This is a genomic window from Streptosporangium sp. NPDC000509, from assembly GCF_042898365.1.
Classification (GTDB): Bacteria; Actinomycetota; Actinomycetes; order Streptosporangiales; family Streptosporangiaceae; genus Streptosporangium.
Genome location: NZ_JBIAYX010000008.1, coordinates 60525 through 76536, shown reverse-complemented (window position 1 = coordinate 76536; position 16012 = coordinate 60525). Strand labels below are relative to the sequence as shown.

17 protein-coding genes and 2 pseudogenes are annotated in these 16012 nt (G+C 68.0%); 7 read left to right on the top strand and 12 right to left on the bottom strand.

Annotated elements, in window-relative coordinates; all coding sequences use genetic code 11:
• The first annotated feature begins 334 nt into the window (after positions 1 to 334).
• Complete coding sequence (locus ACFY3D_RS16285) at positions 335 to 1096, top strand: SDR family oxidoreductase (protein WP_362920823.1); 762 nt, start codon at positions 335 to 337, stop codon at positions 1094 to 1096.
• Positions 1097 to 1201: 105 nt separating this feature from the next.
• Here ACFY3D_RS16285 and ACFY3D_RS16280 read toward each other — a convergent pair whose 3' ends face one another.
• The 5 genes and pseudogenes from ACFY3D_RS16280 to ACFY3D_RS16260 form a co-directional block, all read right to left on the bottom strand.
• Positions 1202 to 2035, bottom strand: coding sequence for a RimK family alpha-L-glutamate ligase (locus ACFY3D_RS16280; RefSeq protein WP_389980161.1), 834 nt, complete (start codon positions 2033 to 2035; stop codon positions 1202 to 1204).
• Between the two features lie 576 nt (positions 2036 to 2611).
• Positions 2612 to 2824 (bottom strand): DUF397 domain-containing protein, encoded by a 213-nt coding sequence (locus ACFY3D_RS16275; protein ID WP_389980159.1) that lies wholly within the window; start codon positions 2822 to 2824, stop codon positions 2612 to 2614.
• 14 nt (positions 2825 to 2838) lie between these two features.
• Positions 2839 to 3045 (bottom strand): annotated as a pseudogene (locus ACFY3D_RS16270) (Scr1 family TA system antitoxin-like transcriptional regulator); the annotation flags it as partial.
• 50 nt (positions 3046 to 3095) lie between these two features.
• On the bottom strand, positions 3096 to 3293 hold the full coding sequence (locus ACFY3D_RS16265; RefSeq protein ID WP_389980157.1) for a DUF397 domain-containing protein: 198 nt from the start codon (positions 3291 to 3293) through the stop codon (positions 3096 to 3098).
• Between the two features lie 23 nt (positions 3294 to 3316).
• Positions 3317 to 4174: a helix-turn-helix domain-containing protein gene (locus tag ACFY3D_RS16260; protein WP_389980155.1), complete on the bottom strand. Its 858-nt coding sequence runs from the start codon at positions 4172 to 4174 to the stop codon at positions 3317 to 3319.
• 165 nt (positions 4175 to 4339) lie between these two features.
• On the opposite strand from ACFY3D_RS16260, the gene ACFY3D_RS16255 reads away from it, so the two are divergent.
• Both ACFY3D_RS16255 and ACFY3D_RS16250 read left to right on the top strand, forming a co-directional pair.
• On the top strand, positions 4340 to 4603 hold the full coding sequence (locus ACFY3D_RS16255; protein WP_389980153.1) for a hypothetical protein: 264 nt from the start codon (positions 4340 to 4342) through the stop codon (positions 4601 to 4603).
• Entirely contained in the window at positions 4600 to 5121 is a 522-nt protein-coding gene (locus tag ACFY3D_RS16250; RefSeq protein ID WP_389980151.1) for an ATP-binding protein, read from the top strand. Before ACFY3D_RS16255 ends, ACFY3D_RS16250 begins: the two co-directional genes overlap by 4 nt.
• Before the next feature lie 197 nt (positions 5122 to 5318).
• Here ACFY3D_RS16250 and ACFY3D_RS16245 read toward each other — a convergent pair.
• A pseudogene (locus ACFY3D_RS16245) lies at positions 5319 to 6100 on the bottom strand (SDR family NAD(P)-dependent oxidoreductase).
• Positions 6101 to 6186: 86 nt separating this feature from the next.
• Between ACFY3D_RS16245 and ACFY3D_RS16240 the strand changes: the two are divergent.
• Entirely contained in the window at positions 6187 to 7038 is an 852-nt protein-coding gene (locus ACFY3D_RS16240) for a helix-turn-helix transcriptional regulator (RefSeq protein WP_389980149.1), read from the top strand.
• A gap of 205 nt (positions 7039 to 7243) precedes the next feature.
• Here ACFY3D_RS16240 and ACFY3D_RS16235 read toward each other — a convergent pair whose 3' ends face one another.
• On the bottom strand, positions 7244 to 7945 hold the full coding sequence (locus ACFY3D_RS16235; protein ID WP_389980147.1) for a pentapeptide repeat-containing protein: 702 nt from the start codon (positions 7943 to 7945) through the stop codon (positions 7244 to 7246).
• A 161-nt stretch (positions 7946 to 8106) separates the two neighbouring features.
• Positions 8107 to 9612, bottom strand: a complete 1506-nt coding sequence (locus tag ACFY3D_RS16230) for a glycoside hydrolase family 3 protein (RefSeq protein ID WP_389980145.1) — start codon at positions 9610 to 9612, stop codon at positions 8107 to 8109.
• Positions 9613 to 9962: 350 nt separating this feature from the next.
• Between ACFY3D_RS16230 and ACFY3D_RS16225 the strand changes: the two genes are divergently transcribed.
• From ACFY3D_RS16225 to ACFY3D_RS16215, 3 genes are all read left to right on the top strand, one after another.
• Positions 9963 to 10652 carry a TetR/AcrR family transcriptional regulator gene (locus ACFY3D_RS16225; protein ID WP_350944762.1) on the top strand — a complete coding sequence of 230 codons (690 nt, stop codon included), beginning with the start codon at positions 9963 to 9965 and terminating at the stop codon, positions 10650 to 10652.
• A gap of 80 nt (positions 10653 to 10732) precedes the next feature.
• A complete protein-coding gene (locus ACFY3D_RS16220; RefSeq protein WP_389770091.1) occupies positions 10733 to 11416 on the top strand; it encodes a DNA alkylation repair protein in 684 nt (227 codons plus the stop codon).
• 107 nt (positions 11417 to 11523) lie between these two features.
• Positions 11524 to 11805 carry a hypothetical protein gene (locus tag ACFY3D_RS16215; RefSeq protein ID WP_389980143.1) on the top strand — a complete coding sequence of 94 codons (282 nt, stop codon included), beginning with the start codon at positions 11524 to 11526 and terminating at the stop codon, positions 11803 to 11805.
• 186 nt (positions 11806 to 11991) lie between these two features.
• Here the strand turns inward: ACFY3D_RS16215 and ACFY3D_RS16210 are convergent, their stop codons facing one another.
• The 4 genes from ACFY3D_RS16210 to ngcE form a co-directional block, all read right to left on the bottom strand.
• Positions 11992 to 12567: a helix-turn-helix domain-containing protein gene (locus ACFY3D_RS16210; RefSeq protein WP_389980141.1), complete on the bottom strand. Its 576-nt coding sequence runs from the start codon at positions 12565 to 12567 to the stop codon at positions 11992 to 11994.
• Positions 12568 to 12654: 87 nt separating this feature from the next.
• Positions 12655 to 13566, bottom strand: coding sequence for a carbohydrate ABC transporter permease (locus ACFY3D_RS16205; protein ID WP_389770095.1), 912 nt, complete (start codon positions 13564 to 13566; stop codon positions 12655 to 12657).
• Positions 13566 to 14468: a carbohydrate ABC transporter permease gene (locus ACFY3D_RS16200; RefSeq protein ID WP_389980139.1), complete on the bottom strand. Its 903-nt coding sequence runs from the start codon at positions 14466 to 14468 to the stop codon at positions 13566 to 13568. The genes ACFY3D_RS16205 and ACFY3D_RS16200 overlap by 1 nt, the downstream gene beginning before the upstream one ends.
• A 108-nt stretch (positions 14469 to 14576) precedes the next feature.
• Positions 14577 to 15986 carry an N-acetylglucosamine/diacetylchitobiose ABC transporter substrate-binding protein gene (ngcE, locus tag ACFY3D_RS16195; protein WP_389980137.1) on the bottom strand — a complete coding sequence of 470 codons (1410 nt, stop codon included), beginning with the start codon at positions 15984 to 15986 and terminating at the stop codon, positions 14577 to 14579.
• Between the last annotated feature and the right edge of the window lie 26 nt (positions 15987 to 16012).

Genomic DNA, 16012 nt, shown 5'->3' with positions numbered 1-16012 from the left:
CCGGGGGTGAGGCGTGCGCCATGGGAAGTGCCGTTGTCGAGAGTGCCATTGACAGTCCCAGGCTCAGCGCCGCCAGGCGCGCACCCCTTCTGAGCATGCCGTACCCACCTCCGGATCGGTGACTCCCTGACAACGAAGGCACACCATACAAACAGCGCGTGTCAACGGGCGGTGGAAGATTGTTTCACTCTCGTTTTATTTGGCGACATTATTTTTCAGATTCCCTGGGACGAATGTCGACAAAAGGGATTTTTATTCGAGAAAAGGGCGGCCGATGCGCTGCACCGACCGGCTGGTATGGACGAGGTCGGCGGGGTGCGGCATGCTGCGGAACATGACTCTGTTCTCGGTGGAAGGCAAGACGGTCGTCGTCACCGGCGGATCCCGGGGAATCGGCCGGATGATCGCGTCCGGGTTCGTCGACGCGGGGGCCACGGTCTACATCTCCTCACGCAAGGCGGCCGAGGTCGGCAAGACGGCCGCCGAGCTGGGGTGCACCGCGATCCCCGCAGACCTGTCCACGCAGGAGGGGGTGTCCACGCTGTTCGAGGCGGTCGCGGAGCGGGAGTCGCGGCTCGACGTGCTGGTCAACAACGCCGGGGCGACCTGGGGAGCGCCACTGGAGGAGTATCCCGAGCACGCCTTCGACAAACTCTGGGGGATCAACGTCAAGGGCGTTTTCCACCTCACCCAGCGGTTCCTGCCGCTGCTGCGCGCCGCCGCGAGCCCGGAGGACCCGGCCAGGGTCATCAACATCGGCTCGGTGGACGGTCTCCGGGTGCCCGCGATGGAGAACTACGCCTACTCTGCGGCGAAGGCGGCCGTGCACATGCTCACCCGGCACCTGGCCCAGCGGCTCGCGGGAGAGTCGATCACGGTCAACGCGATCGCTCCCGGGCCGTTCGAGTCGAAGATGATGGCCTTCGCACTCGACGACCCGGCGATGCGCGCGGCCGTCGCCTCGCACGTCCCGCTGGGCAGGATCGGCAGCCCGGAGGACATGGCCGGCACCGCGATCTTCCTGTCCTCACGCGCCGGCGCCTACCTCACCGGGACCGTGATCCCCGTCGACGGCGGCATCTCCGGCTGCGCGTAGCCCTCCGCCATCGGACCTTGGAGCATTTCCGGCTTCGAAGCACCGGAGGAATGTGGTCCGGAGCCGTTGAACAGGAGCGTTATGGGTCCACACCAACGCGATCGGTCAGATCGCCTTGGCCAGGGCGGTCGCCAGGTTCGCGGCGGCGTCGGGCGCGTAGCACAGGAACAGGTAGGGCTCGGCGAGCTCGATCTCGATGAGCGCCGGGCTGCCGTCGGCCAGCCGGACCAGGTCCACCCGGGCGTAGAGCAGTTCGGGAAACTCGCCGAGCACCTGCTCGGCGAGCGCGAACTGGTCGGGGTCCGGGGTACGGAGCTCCCCGTGGCCGTCGCCCTGTCCCGGCCTGGTGGCGTTCTCGGTCAGCATCGGGCTGCGCCGGACGGCATGGCTGAACCGGCCGCCGAAGTAGAGCAGCGAGGTCTCCCCCTCGCCCTCGACCATGTCCAGGTACGGCTGGATCATCGCGGTCCGGCCGTTGGCGGCCAGCTTGGCGGCATGCTCCTCGGCCAGTGCGCGGTCCGTGGTCCTGATCGTGTCGCGGGCTCCGGCCGAGATCGACGGCTTGACCACGTACTCGTCGAGGTGCGGGAGGTCCGCGGCCTCGCCCGGCGCGACCCAGAAGGTGGGGATGATCGGCGCCTTCAGGTCTTTCAAATAGACCTTGTCGGTGTTGCGTTCCAGTACGGCGGCCGGGTTGAGCAGCCGGGTGACGGACTCCACATGGCGCGCCCAGTCGAGGAATTCCGCCCGCCTCGTCACATAGTCCCAGGCGGTGCGGACCACGACGGCGTCGAACGCGGCCCAGTCGACCTCGGGGTCGTCCCAGCGCACGATGTGACCGGTGATCCCCTGGTCGGCCCAGGCGGCGACGGCGATTCCCTTCTCGTCATCGATCTTGTCCGGATCCGTGAAGGTCACGTACGCCGCGGAAGCAGGCATGGGGCATCCCTTTATGTCAGCATCAATTGGACATAAGGCACCTTACCTATGGCCGCGTTGTCGGCTGCGGGCCGGTCTGGGTCGTGGTTCTTGGGTGGCGGGTGGGTTGGGTGTGTGCTGCGACTGTTTCCGGCTGATCCGAGGTGCGCGCTCCGGTGGGTGGGTGCTCCGGCCGGCCGTCTCAGTTGCTCCCCGGTGTTTCAGGCCTCCGGCCTGCTCGGGCGCGACGGTTGCGGGCTTTTATACGCCGGCCGGAACACCCACCCACCTCCGCGCTCCCCCACCTCGCCGTACCGTGTGCGGACCGTAGTCGCTCACTCTCCGGCCGCCCAGCCTGCTCTCCGATGCTGAAGCCCTCGCGACGGGACCGCCCAGAGTCGACCGCCGTAGCTGACGCGTATCTCACGCACCACTTCAGGGTCGATCAGGTACGGGCAACATGGTCGATGTCGTCGGAGCAGGCGAAAGACGCCGACCGGACCGGCCCGCTGTGGAACTTTGGTTGCGCTACGGCCTAAGCACCACCTCCCCCTGTCGAGCACCTGACCGGCCTGCCCAAGGCTGGTGTGCATGGCCTTAGATCAAGTTGTCGAACTCGCCGTCCTTGATGCCGTTGACGAAACCACGCCAGTCGCCGGGTGAGAAGATCAGCGCGGGGCCGTTCGGGTTCTTGCTGTCGCGGACGGCCACGATGCCAACGAGGTTGCCGGCCACCTCGACGCACTGGCCGTTGCCCCCGCTACGGCTGCTCTTACGCCATTTCGCGAGGGACAGATCGGGTGCGATCATCCCGCCTCCTAATATCAGGTCTTCCATGCGAAGTCGGCAGCCAGTTCGTGTGAGGCTTCCAGGCTGAGGGCGAGGTCATGGAGGTAGTCAAAAATCAGGTTGTATCGCTTGATCTCAACCTCGGCCTCCATGAAAAGATCACCAGCCATGCTTTCGAGATACACAACATCCGGATCGGGTTCCGAGAAGCGGAAGACGGCAAATGAGCCTTGCATGCCAGAGTGGGGGTCGGCCGGACCAGCCCGTTATAGAACCCTGGTTGCGCTACAGCCTAAGCACCGTTTTTCAGGTCGGTCACGAATGCTGTCCAGGCGTTACGGGCGAAGACGAGCTTGGGGCCTTCGGGGTCCTTGGAGTCCCGGACGGCCACTGCATCGCCCAGGTCCGCGACTTCGACGCAGTCTCCGTTGCCTCCGCTGAGCGAACTCTTTCGCCACATGGCTTTGGTCGGGTCTACCGGGTTGGACATCGCACGGCCCTTCCGCTGGACACTCACACCAGGTTGTTTGACGCGTTCATCAGCATAACCGCCGTATCCGCCGGACTGAGTGCCGCCGCTCTGAGGTAGTCGAACACTGCGACGTAGCGTCGGACGTCAGCGCTGTCCTCCAGGTACAGCCCGCTGGACATGTTCTCCAGATAGATGACGTCCAGGTCACTCGGAGCAGGAAAGCCCACAATGTTAAATGATCCGGTCATCGCCTGATGCGCCCCGGCCCGGTAAGGGAGGACCTGGATCATGATGTTGGGTCGCCGGCCGACTTCGGCAAGGTATTTGAGCTGAGTGGCAGTGATCTCGGTTGTTCCCATGTGCTGACGCACCACCCCTTCTCCGAGAACCACGGATAGTTCCAGCGGGTGGTCGTCCGCGAGTCGCTTCTGACGCTCCATACGCACGGAGACCCTGCGTTCGATCTCCTCTTCCGCGTCTCCGGGGCGAGTAGCCGCGACAACCGCCCACGCGTACTCCTCGGTCTGCAGTAGACCGGGGACCAGCGTCTGCTGATAGGTCCTGACGGATGCCGCCTCGGCTTCGAGGCCGATGAGCGTCGCGTACTCGCCAGGCAGTACGTCCCCGTAGTTCTGCCACCATCCCCGTTGCCGCGCTTCCCTGGACAGGGCCATCAATGGCTCCCTGTCGACCTCGGGGACCTCGTACATGTCGAGGAACGCACGCAAATCTCGTGGCCGGATGCCCCGGCGGCCCGTCTCGATCCGACTGACCGAGGCCGCCGTCAGATCCATGCGCTCGGCCACCTCCTGCATGGACAGACCGCGCTCGACGCGCAACCGGCGCAACTCCGACGCCAGGCGACGCCTGCGGACGGTGGGACTCGTGTCGGCAGCCATGACCGCACCTTCCTGGAGGTCTTACGTCCGAAAACTATCTTTGGAAACTTCCTTAGGTAACTACCAAGAACATACGACCCGAGGTAGCTTATCGGAGTGTAATCGAACGACTACAGAAGTGGTGGGGTGATGGAGATACCGGCGCGAGAGCGTGATTCGCAGCAAGTGCAGTACATCCATCTCGTGCGGCTCGGCTGGGGTCTGCGAGGGCTTGGGGTGTCCACCTCGCTGGTCGTCCCCGTCGGCGGGGCGCCGGTGCTGGAGATCATGTCTCCTGGTGGGGTGCGGGTTCGGATCCAGGTCGTTCGCCGCACCTGCGGCTGGGTCTTCGTCTGGCGTCCCTGGTGGTCGAGGGTCTGGCGACGCGACTGGATCTGGGCCGAGGCCGACAACGCGGCCGACATGGTCGCGTCGGCGGTGACCGCGTGAGCGCGCCGGAGAAGGACGTCTCCGGTGCGGTGGATACGGCGGCCGGGCGCTGGGACGGGCTGCGGATCGTGGGTCAGCGGGAGTTTCCCGGCATCGCGCAATCAGCGGGGGCGGCTCGTAGGTGGGCTTTGGAGCTTCTAGAGGGCCACGCGTCCGCTGAAAGACTGGAAACGCTCGAACTGCTGATCAGCGAGGTCGTCACCAACGCCGTCCTGCACAGCGACTCGGCCAGGCCCGGCGGGCTGGTGACGGTCAGGGTGGGGGTGGGCGACGACCTGATCCACATCGAGGTGATCGACGACGGCTCGGCGACCAGCGTGCCCGCGATCCGGACAACCGACGACGACAGTCTCAGCGGGCGCGGCCTGAGCTGGGTGGACCGTCTGGCCTGCGCCTGGGGCACCGATCGCGACGACGAAGCAGGCGGGGCCGTCTGGTTCCGGCTCGGGCACAGCCCTTCTGATCAGGACACGCCTCCCTTTCCTCACGGTGAAGGCGGCCTGGGGTTTCCCCGGTAGGCCGGACGCCGGAGATGCGCCGTCAGGTCCGGCCTTGTGAAGTGCACGAGGGGCACGTCTTGCGGGGTGTGCCGACTATGAGCCGGGCTTGGCCTGCGTCACCTGGCGGGACGACGCAGGCGATACCTCCCCTTCGAACCGGCCTGGCCCTGGAGAGCCGGTCTCGGTAACCGCTCGAATCACGGATTGGTTCGAACTCAGGCGCCGGCGCCGCCGTCCACCGGCACGATCGCGCCGGTCACCATCGAGGCCCGGTCACTGAGCAGCCACGCCGCCACCTCGGCGACCTCGCGAGGCTCGGCCATCCGGCCGAGCGGGATGCTCGCGTTGATGCGCTCGACGACCCCCGGGGACACCGCCTCCCACTCGTCGATCATCTGCGTCGCGGTGCCGCCGGGGGTGATGCCGTTCACGCGGACCCCCTGCCGTCCCCAGGTCACGGCGGCGGTCTCGGTGATGCTGTTGAGCGCGCGCTTCATCGCGCCGTACGCGGGGAGCTCCGGGTTCGCGCGGCGGCTGCCGATGCTCGAGGTGTTGACGATCGCCCCGCCACCGCCCCGGCGCATGAGCGTGGCCTCGGCTGTCATCGCGGTCCAGTGCGCGCGGAAGTTCACCGCGAACTGCTGCTCGATGTCCTCGTCGCTCGTCGTGTCGAGCGGCCCGGGCTGCTGGATCGCCGCGCCGTTGTTGAAGGCGCCGTCGAGCCGACCGTGCAGCTTCTCGACGTGGTCGATCGCCGCGCGGAGCTCTCCCGGTCGGCGAGGTCCACTGTCACGGCGTCCGCCACGCCGCCGTCGGCACGGATCTCGGTGACGATCCGCTGGAGGGCATCGGTGCTGCGGGCGGCGAGCACGACGGCGGCCCCCTCGGAGGCGAAGAGCCGGGCCGCCGCCGCCCCGATGCCGCGGCTGGCACCGGTGATGAACACGACCTTGCCGGTGAGCAGGCCGATGGGTGCGATGTCGATGGTGTTCGTCATGACGGCAGTGTCAGGTCGGCCACCAGGCCGGATACAGGCACAGGCAGTACCAGGATCGGCCGCCGCGCGGCGTGCAGACTGGGAGTATGGACAAGCAGGAGCTCGGAGCCTTCCTCCGGAGCCGCCGCGAGCGGCTCCAGCCGCGTGATGTCGGCCTGCCCTCGGGCTCGCGACGCCGGACACCGGGTCTTCGCCGTGAGGAGGTGGCGGTCCTCGCGCACATCTCCACGGAGTACTACGTCCGGCTTGAGCAGGGCAGGGCGCCACGCCCGTCCGGCGAGGTCCTCTCCGGGATCGCCGGCGCGCTGCGGCTGACCGACGCCGAGTCCGATCACCTTCATGTTCTGGCGGGCACCGCGCCAAGCCGTAGCGGACTGCACCGGCGCGACGTCCGCCCGAGCATCCTCGCGCTCCTCGAACGGCTGCCGCAGACGGCCGCTTTCGTGACATCCGCCGCGTTCGAGGTGCTCGCGTGGAACGACCTCATGGCCGCGCTCATGGAGGACTTCTCCACACTCGACCCCAAGGACCGTAACCTCGCGCGCAAGGCGTTTTTCGGATCGGCGCACGCCGACGCGGCGCTGTACGGGGTCTCCGACGCCACAGAGTTCCGGCACCACGTCGTCATGGGACTTCGATCCGCCCTCGCCCGGTACCCGTCCGACCCCGCGGTGATAGAACTCGTCGACGAGCTCCGCGACGGCAGCCCCGAGTTCGCCCGGCTCTGGGAGCGGCACGACGTGCAGGCCGCGCCGACGCTCACGAAGACCTTCCGTCACCCGGTCGTCGGAGAGGTCACCGTCGACTGCGACTCGCTCACGCTCGCCGACCGTGACCAGAACCTCGTGCTCTACAGCGCGCCACCGGGATCCCGTGACGCCGAGATTCTCGCCCTTCTGAATGTATTGGGAGCCGAGAGCTTCAATGCGAGCAGATAGCGCAGATAGCTCTGACGAAGCCGGAAGTCCAGGCGTTCGTTAGGTGCGCACGGTCGACCCCCTGTCGGGTTTCGGGGGCAGCAGCGTCTGGTCAAGGTTCACCGATTCCCGCTCGACAAGGGTCGGGTGTCACGGCTCCAGGTGAGTGCGATCGAGGTGGGCCGGCCGGTTGGGGCCGGTGTGTCTGGTCTGCGGTGAGCCTCCGTCAGCCCACGGTCAGGCCCCGGGAGGCGAGGATCAGGGCGGCCTGGGTGGGACTGACGATCGCTCCGCGTAGCGAGCGGAGCCGGGTGTCGTCGACCTCGCCGAGGTCGGCGCCGCGCAGGTCCGCCTTGGTGAAGACCGTCTCGACGGTGCGGGCGCCGATCATGCGGCAGTCCTCGAACACGCTCTTGGTGAAGTCGCAGCCCGACAGGTTGGCGTCGTCGAAGCGGACGCCCCGCAGGTGGAGACCTCGCATCGAGCAGCCGGTGAGGTCGGCCAGTGCCAGGTTGGAGCCGTCGAACCGGTAGCCGGTGCCCCGGCAGGAGGACAGCACCGCGCCGATCATGCGGCAACCGGTGAAGGTGACGTCGGTGAGCAGGGCCAACTCGAAGCGCGCGCCGGACAGGTCGACGTCGGTGAAGGTCGCGTCGACCAGCTCGGCGTTCGTGAACCTGAGCCCTGCTCCCCCGCCGCCGGAGAAGCGTGCCCCGTCCAGGTCCGCGCGGCGGAAGTCGGCCCGCTCCAGCACGCACTTCTCGAACGAGGCCTCCACCAGCGACGCCCCGGCGAGGTCCGCGCCGGTGAGATCGCACTCCCTGAACACGTAGGGTCCTTCACCGGTCAGATGATCGCTGAGCGAGAGCCCCGCCAGATCGACCCCGTGGATCTCCCGCTGCTCTGTCAGCAACCGTGCCGCATTCATGCCGCGATTCAAGCAGCCCCCACCGACAGAATTCTCAACCCCTGCTCCGGGAGACCACAGGGCCTTCCGGAGACTCCGGAAGGCCCTGTGGTCCAAGAGGTCCCGCGGTCCGCGAGGCCACGGCGCTCCGGGGCCGTCGTGGTCGGTGGGAGCGCTCCCGCTCAGGCCGTGCCCTGATCCCCGGCGAGGAGTTCGGCGGCGGCCTGGCCGCAGACGCGGGAGGCGCCGTGGGTGGCGATGTGGACGGCGCCGAGGTCGGAGCGGCCCGGCAGTCCCATCTCGACCACGACCGCGTCGGCGCGGGCGGCCAGCAGGTGCAGGAGCGCGTCGGCCTGCCAGGGGTGGCGGTGGGCGTCGCGGACGACCACGACGAGAGGGCGCTCGGCCGCCGCGGCGAGTGCGGACTCGATGGCGCCTCCGGTGGCGCCGGAGGCGGTGAGCCGGGTGACCGTGGTGCCGGGGAGGAGCTTGCCGAGCGGCTCCCCGACGCCCCACGGAGTGTCCTTCTCGATGGCGAGGTTCATCTCGGGGGCGAGTTCGACAACGTGCGGCGGTGCGGACAGCGGGATGGGCGCGGTCGCGGAGCGGCGGGTGATCCGCAGGGCTCGTCGGGCGGCGGTCAGGCCGATCGACGGGGTGCCGGAGCCCGCCGACGCGCTCCGACGGGTGGCCGTGCTCCAGAGGGCGAGTTCGCAGACGCGCCGGGAGGCGTCGGCGAGCCGTTCCTCGGAGAGCCTGCCCTCGATCACGGCGTCCACGATCGCGTCGCGGATCCCGATCGCGGTCTCCTCGTCGGCGTGCTCGCCGCCCACGCAGATCGCGTCGGCACCCGCGGCGACGGCGAGGACCGAGGCACCGCCGATGCCGTAGGGGCCGGAGACGGCGGCCATCTCGATGCCGTCGGTGACGACGACGCCCTCGAAGCCCAGCTGGACCCTGAGCAGGTCGTGCAGGACCGGGCGGCTGAGGGTGGCGGGCATCGCGGGGTCCAGGGCGGAGACGAGCAGGTGCCCGGTCATGACCGTGCGTACTCCCTGCTCGACGGCGGCGCGGAAGGGCCGCAGCGCCACCTCGCGCAGTTCCTCGGGGGTGGCGGCGACGAGCGGCACGCCGTGGTGGGAGTCGACGGAGGTGTCTCCGTGGCCGGGGAAGTGCTTGGCGCAGGCCGCCACTCCCGCCGACTGCATGCCGCGGATCCAGGCCACGGTGTGTCTGGCGACGAGGTCGGGGTCCGCGCCGAAGGAGCGCAGGCCGATGACCGGGTTGTCGGGGTTGGAGTTCACGTCCGCCGAGGGGGCGAAGTTGAGGTTGACGCCGGCGAGGGCGAGGTCGCGGCCGAGGTCGGCGGCGAGTTCCTCGGTGAGGTCGGTGTCGTCGACCACGCCGAGGGCGAAGTTGCCGGGCCGGGTGCTCCCGCCCGCGGCCTCCAGGCGGGTGACCTCGCCGGACTCCTCGTCGATGCCGACGAGGACCTGGGGGTTCTCCCCTCGGAGTACGGCGGTGAGCTCGGCGACCTGGGAGGGGGTGGCGATGTTCCTGGAGAAGAGCACCACTCCGGCCAGTCCCTCGCCGATCCGGCGTCGGATCCAGTCCGGCGGCGATTTGCCCTCGAACCCGGGAAAGACGACCGTCTCCGCCAGACGGAGCAGCTCTGGGCCGCGCTTCATTCACCCCTCCTCGCCTGACGACCGGTCGGCGTCCCTGCCGGGAACGCGCAGGCACCGCGTTGTCACCGGACCTCCGGGGAAAGCGCTCCCACGGTGGCTCTGCGCAAATCTAATAGGAAAGTTTCCTAATTGCTAGTGGGCTGACCATAGGGCTTCCGCTCAGGATTTTGCGGATCGCGACGATGGACGAGCCGAAGGTCCGCTGATAGGCGGGCGGAGAACGAGAGGTCCCGCGCCCGGCGGGACCCGTCCGGCGACAAATGCGGTGAGCGTTCGGTCGCGGGAGATAACCGGGATGAGCTGGCGCGTTCCGGTGAACAAGCGATTGCGCAAGGGCTCATAATGGGGGCGTGAACACGCGAAAGAACTCCGGCGGCGCGACCACGACCCCGGTCAGGCGCCAGAGCGGGACCAGACGCGCGGCCACATCGGGCCCCGCCTCGGAGCGCCGTGACCATCTCGTCAAACTCGCCGCCGAGCTCTTCGCACGCAAGGGCTTCCAGGCGACGACCGTCCGGGAGATCGCGGAAGAGGCGGGCATCCTGTCCGGAAGCCTCTATCACCACTTCGACTCCAAGGAGACGATCGTCGACGAGGTGCTCACCACCTTCCTCGACGACCTCGTCGGCCGCTACCGCGCCGCCCTGGACCGCGACGGCGACCCCCGCACGATCCTCTCAGAGATGGTGCGCATCGGGTTCGGCACGCTGGAGCCCCACCGCGCCGCGATCACCGTCATGCAGAACGACTGGAGTTACCTGAGGTCGCTCCCCGGCGACCGCTTCGACTACCTGGTCAGGGCCGAGGAGGAGGTCGAGCGCATGTGGGTCGGGCAGATCAAGCTCGGCCAGGCCGCCGGCCTGCTCCGCGCGGACGTCGACCCCAAGCTCACCTACCGCATGATCCGCGACACCATCTGGGTGACGGTGCGCTGGTTCCGCCCGGGGGGCCGTCTCAACACGGCGGGCCTCGCCGAGCACTACATCACCATCCTGTTCGACGGCCTGGCGACCGGCGAGCGAAGTAGCCAGAACGAATAACGCCCACGGAACCGGCGCGGCGGGCGGCGCGGCCTGTGAGAATCAAGCGTCCGCGAAGCGAACGGGAAGTGGTGGGCAGCGTGGAGATTCTGCAGAAGGCCGTACGAATGGCGCTCACCGACGTGGCCGATCCCGCCAAGGCTCCGGTGATGCAGACCTACATGAGGTCGTCGATGCCGTTTCTCGGCGTGCAGGCCGCGCCCCGCCGCGCCGCGCTGAAGCGGGTCTTCGCCGACTATCCCGTCGACGAGGCGTCCGCGTGGCGAGAGGCGACGCTGACCCTGTGGCGCGGGGCCGAATACCGCGAGGAGCGCTACGCGGCGATCGAGCTGACCGGTTTCCGCCTCTACCGCTCCTTCCAGACGCTCGACGCGCTGCCGATGTACGAGGAGATGATCGTCACCGGAGCCTGGTGGGACTACGTCGACGAGCTCGCCATCCACCGCGTCGGCGGCCTGCTCGCGGCCTTCCCCGACACCATGCGCCCGCTCATGCTCCGCTGGGCCCGCGGCACCGACCTGTGGAAGCGCCGTACGGCCATCCTCAGCCAGAACCGCTTCAAGTCCGCCACCGACACCGGCCTGCTGTACGCCTGCATCGAGCCGAGCCTGTCCGACAACGACTTCTTCGCCCGCAAGGCGATCGGCTGGGCCCTGCGCGAGTACGCCAAGACCAACCCCGACGAGGTCGTCCGCTACGTCGACCACACCCGTATCAGCGGCCTGAGCCGCCGAGAGGCCCTGAAAAATCTCCCCAACCGATAGACCCGATACGCGCCGTCATGGCTCTCCTGGGAAGACCGCGCCCCATGTTGCCCAAGCCCGAATATGCCTGTTTCACGGCAGAACGACGATGTCGATGATCACTTTCGGTGGACCGACCCCTGCGGAAAGAGATCGAGCTTCGACACGAGACGTTCGCAGAAGTCAATGATCTCAGCGGTCCACGCGGTCGCCTCGTCGAGTTCGGCGCCGGTGACCGCCTCGCTGGGCTGGCCGGAGTATTCGAGGACATTCCTTCTTCGCCGCATATGATCGAGTCGACGGAGCGAAGCACCTTCCCTGGTCTGCCCGAACTGGGCCGTGACAGCCTCCCTGAGGGCGATGTGGCCACCGGCAGAAGCGCCGCTGATGCCTTCCTCGCGGCGTCGTAGCAGAGGGTGTAGGCACCGTCGGGATCGGTGTCACGGATCAACTCCACCGATTCGAGATGGCTTCGCGCCGATTCGAGCATCGACTCGGCCATGTGATCGGCCAGGGGAACCCGTTGGAGCTCACGATCGTCGAGAAGCTTGCGGATCGCGGCTTCCCCGATGGTCCACTGCACTGCCGAGTTCCCCCTAGACCTCCACGGTTACCGTCGGCCCGTTCGCGATCTCGCGGAGCAGGCCTTCGTCGCCAGACTCCCACGCGGATACGCTCCGTAACACCGGATTCACGGAAATGCCCAGACGGCGCTCGGCTCGCTCCGCCGCGTCGTAGACGTCCCCCCGGGAGGGGGAGCCGATGACCAGGAGGTCGACGTCATTGGGCTGAGGGCCGGAGTGTCCGTGATAACGCGCGGCCCAGGAGCCGAAGATGACGAGCCGCTCGATCCCCGACACCGACGCGAACTCCTCAGCGATGATCGCGGGAGGACCGAAGGTGACGGCCAGCAGTTGCGCCAGCGGCCGTGAGGCGGCGGCCTCGGCGTTGGCTCTGACAAGCCGCGCCCTGCCGATTCTGCGCTCCCTGAGGAGACCGGCGCGCACGAGGCGATGCACCTCCCGCTGGACCGTGGGAAGCGGAGAACCGAGGAGGTCGGCCAGATCGGTGATCGTGAATTCTTCGTCGGCGGCCAGGAACAGGCGTGTCAGAAGGCGGGCCTGAAGAGGTGATCGGAAGATGGGCATGAGTTCGGGAGCTGATGCTCTCATATAGTTGACGATAACTCTCGTTATACGAGAGCGTCAACGATGCCGAAGTGTCACGGAGATGGTTCCTGCGGGAGGCGACCGGGTGTCCTACTTGAGGGCGCCGGCGGTGAGGCCCTTCTGGATCTGGCTCTGGAAGATCGTGTAGACGATCAGCATCGGCAGGATGGCCATGCTGAGGGCGGCGAACAGGGCCGACCAGTCGGCGTCGTAGCCCGCGGCGGTGGAGATGTCGGCGATGCCCTGGGTGAGCACCCACTTGTCCCGGTCGGAGTTGAGCAGGACGAGGGGCAGTTGATACTGGTTCCACTGGCCGAGCACGTTGAAGATGGTCACGCTCACGATGCCCGGCTTGGCCATCGGCAGCATGATCTGGAAGAACACCCGGGCGTGCGAGGCCCCGTCCACGAAGGCCGCCTCGGCCACCGCTCCGGGCAGCGTCCTGAAGAAGGCCGCGAGGAAGAAGACGGTGAAGGGCAGCGAGTAGGCGATGTAGACCAGCACCAGCCCGCCGTGCGTGTTCAGGCCGATGAACGGGCCGATCACCGGGACCGCCCCCATGTTCTGCACGACGAAGAACAGCGGGGTCAGCGCCAGGTAGACCGGGAAGGCGAGGCCGGAGACGAAGAGCAGATAGATCGACCGGTTGCCCCGGAAGCGGTAGCGGGCGAGCACGTACGCGGCCATCGAGCCGAACAGCATCGTGCCCAGGGTGCCGAAGGCCACCACGACGATGCTGTTGATCATGTACTGGCCGATGTGCGCCTGCTCCCAGGCGCGGGCCCAGTTGTCGAGGCGGAGGTGGGCGGGCAGCGACCAGGCGTCGCCGAAGATCTCGTCCTCGCTCTTCACCGACGCGAGGAACGTCCACACGATCGGCACGACGACCAGAACCGTCCAGACGAGCAGCGCGACGTGCGTCAGGGCCGACAGGGGCCCCAGGCGCCGCCTGCGCTCCTCGCGGGCGAACGCCCTGCTCGGGGAAGTCACGACGTCGGCCACTAGAACTCGATCCGCTCACGCCGCGACAGGCGCAGGGCCAGCGCCGCGAACCCGATGGTGAAGAAGAACAGGACCACGCCCATCGCGGAGGCGTAGCCGAACTTGAAGTACTGGAAGGCGGTGCGGTAGATCTCCGCCGCCATCACGGTCGTGGAGTGGTCGGGGCCGCCGTGCTCGGCCGTCATCACCCACACGATGGCGAAGACGTCCAGCGCGGCGATGCCCAGATAGACCCAGCCGACCTGGATGGTGTCCCACAGCAGCGGCAGCGTGACCCGCAGGAACAGCGAGGGCCCTCCGGCGCCGTCGATCGCCGCCGCCTCGAAGAGGTCGCGCGGGATGGAGGCGATGCCCGCGGAGAAGAGCACGACGTAGAAGCCGACCGCCTGCCAGACCAGCACGGCGAGGATCGACCAGAAGGCGACGTCGGTGCTGGACAGGAAACCGATCGGCTCGAAGCCCAGGGCGATGAGCGGCGCGTTGAGCATGCCGCTGCGGTCGGGCCTGAAGACCTGCTGGAACAGTACGGCGACCACGGCGACGGCCAGCACCTGGGGGAAGAAGAACACCACGCGGTAGAACTTCGACCCCCAGATGCCCCCGGTGCCGCCCCGCCCGCCCGCGTTGAGCAGGAAGGCGAAGAAGAGCGCGATCCCGAGTGTGAGGATCGGCAGCAGGAGGAGCAGGACCAGGTTGTGGCTCACCGCCTGCCAGAACACGGTGTCGGCCAGCAGCCGCCGGAAGTTCTCCAGCCCCACCAGGCGCGGGGTCGCGTTCACCCCGCGCCAGTCGGTGAACGCGATGTAGAAGGCCTGCGCGTAGGGCGCGATCACGTAGATCAGGTAGAGCGTCAACGGGATCGCGAGGAACCCCGCGACGAACCGTGTCCTGCCGTGGTCCATCGCCGGCCTACCGTTTCCCCGGCGTCGTCACACCACCGAGGCAACGGCCCAGGACCGGTGCCCGGTGAGCGACGGGCCGGCCCCCGGGCGCCCCGTCGCCTGCCGCCGTCATCGGCTGAACTTCTTCACCGAGGCGTCCTTCTTGATGGCGTCCGCCTTCTTCTGCGCCCGGTCCGCCCACTGGTCGACGGTGAGTTTGCCCGCCATGAGCTGCCCGGTCGCGGCGGCCACCTCGTCGTGCAGCTCGACGTACCACTTGCGGAACAGGAACCAGACGGCGTTGTCGCCCGCCGCCTCCAGCGCGGCCGAGGCGCTCTTCAGTCCCGGCTGGAGGGTGCGGCCCGCGTCGGCGCCCTTGACGACCGTGAGCGTGGAGACCATCTCCATGAACCTGCCCGCGCCCTCCTTGGAGAGCATGGCGCGCATGTACTCAAGGCCCGCGCGGGGGTTGGCCGACTTGGCGGGGACGACGTACTCCTCGCCCGGCTGGGCGTGCAGGGTGCCGTACGGCAGGGCGTCGGAGGTGCCGAAGTCGGGGAGCGCGAACATCGCGTAGTCGAAGCCTTCTGGAGTGGAGTCCTTCTGCTCGTTCTCCAGCCAGGAGCCGCAGGGCAGCATCGCGACCTGGCCCTTGTTGTGCGCCGTCTGGGTCTGCACGTGGTCGAGCCCCGCGGTGCCCTGGAGCAGATACTTCGCCCCGAGCTCGACGAAGGCCCCCGCGGCCTGCCTGACCGGTTCGGCCTTCCAGGCGCCGTCCTGGAGGTTGTCGATGTTCTTCAGCACGTCCTTGCCGCCGATCTTCGCGGCGAGCGTGAGGATGGCCTCGTAGATGTAGAACGGGTGCTTGCCCGCGTAGGTGAAGGGCGCCATCTTGCCCGACTTCTTGATGGTCTCGCACAGGGCCAGGAAGTCGGCCCAGGTCTTGGGGACCTGCCAGCCCTCGGCCTCGAAGAGCTTTCGTGAGTACCAGATGCCCCAGACGGTGTTGGCGTAGTTGAGGACGTACGGCGTGCCGTCGTAGCTGCCCAGCTCGATGGCGTTCTGATCGATCGTGTCGCGTACCTTGACGGCGGGGTCGTCCCAGCTCGGCGCGTCGTACAGCGGTGTGAGGTCGGTGAGCTGGCCGTCCTGGACGAGGGCGCCGAAGTCCATCGCGTTGGCGCCGGAGTTGTTGACGAACTCCGGCGGGTCGCCGCCGGCGAAGCGCGGCTGGAGGGTCTTCGCGATCTCCTTGGTGGCGTTGTGACTGATCTCCAGGTTGGGGTGTTTCGTCTTGAGCAGCGGCTCGTGGACGTCCGTGGCGTAGGCGTCGCCGAAACCACCGTCGAAGATCCAGACCTCCAGGGGCCTGTCCTCGACGAGGCCGAGCGGGTTGGCCGCGCTGGTGGCCCCGACGACGGGTGCCGAGGAGGCGGCGCCGCCGTTGCCCGCGGGGGTGGCGCACGCGGACAGGGCCGGCACGGTGAGACCGGCCAGGGCGGCGGCGCGCAGGAGCTCGCGCCTGGATAGCTGGGTCATGCTTCCTCCTGGAAGTGGCCTGGGAG

Coding starts and splice junctions, on each gene's coding strand:
- ACFY3D_RS16265 (WP_389980157.1), bottom strand. CDS start 3,293: ATGTCCAACCCGGTAGACCCGACCAAAGCCATGTGGCGAAAGAGTTCG.
- ACFY3D_RS16260 (WP_389980155.1), bottom strand. CDS start 4,174: ATGGCTGCCGACACGAGTCCCACCGTCCGCAGGCGTCGCCTGGCGTCG.
- ngcE (WP_389980137.1), bottom strand. CDS start 15,986: ATGACCCAGCTATCCAGGCGCGAGCTCCTGCGCGCCGCCGCCCTGGCC.
- ACFY3D_RS16240 (WP_389980149.1), top strand. CDS start 6,187: ATGGACAAGCAGGAGCTCGGAGCCTTCCTCCGGAGCCGCCGCGAGCGG.
- ACFY3D_RS16285 (WP_362920823.1), top strand. CDS start 335: ATGACTCTGTTCTCGGTGGAAGGCAAGACGGTCGTCGTCACCGGCGGA.
- ACFY3D_RS16280 (WP_389980161.1), bottom strand. CDS start 2,035: ATGCCTGCTTCCGCGGCGTACGTGACCTTCACGGATCCGGACAAGATC.
- ACFY3D_RS16200 (WP_389980139.1), bottom strand. CDS start 14,468: ATGGACCACGGCAGGACACGGTTCGTCGCGGGGTTCCTCGCGATCCCG.
- ACFY3D_RS16275 (WP_389980159.1), bottom strand. CDS start 2,824: ATGATCGCACCCGATCTGTCCCTCGCGAAATGGCGTAAGAGCAGCCGT.
- ACFY3D_RS16210 (WP_389980141.1), bottom strand. CDS start 12,567: ATGAGAGCATCAGCTCCCGAACTCATGCCCATCTTCCGATCACCTCTT.
- ACFY3D_RS16230 (WP_389980145.1), bottom strand. CDS start 9,612: ATGAAGCGCGGCCCAGAGCTGCTCCGTCTGGCGGAGACGGTCGTCTTT.
- ACFY3D_RS16235 (WP_389980147.1), bottom strand. CDS start 7,945: ATGAATGCGGCACGGTTGCTGACAGAGCAGCGGGAGATCCACGGGGTC.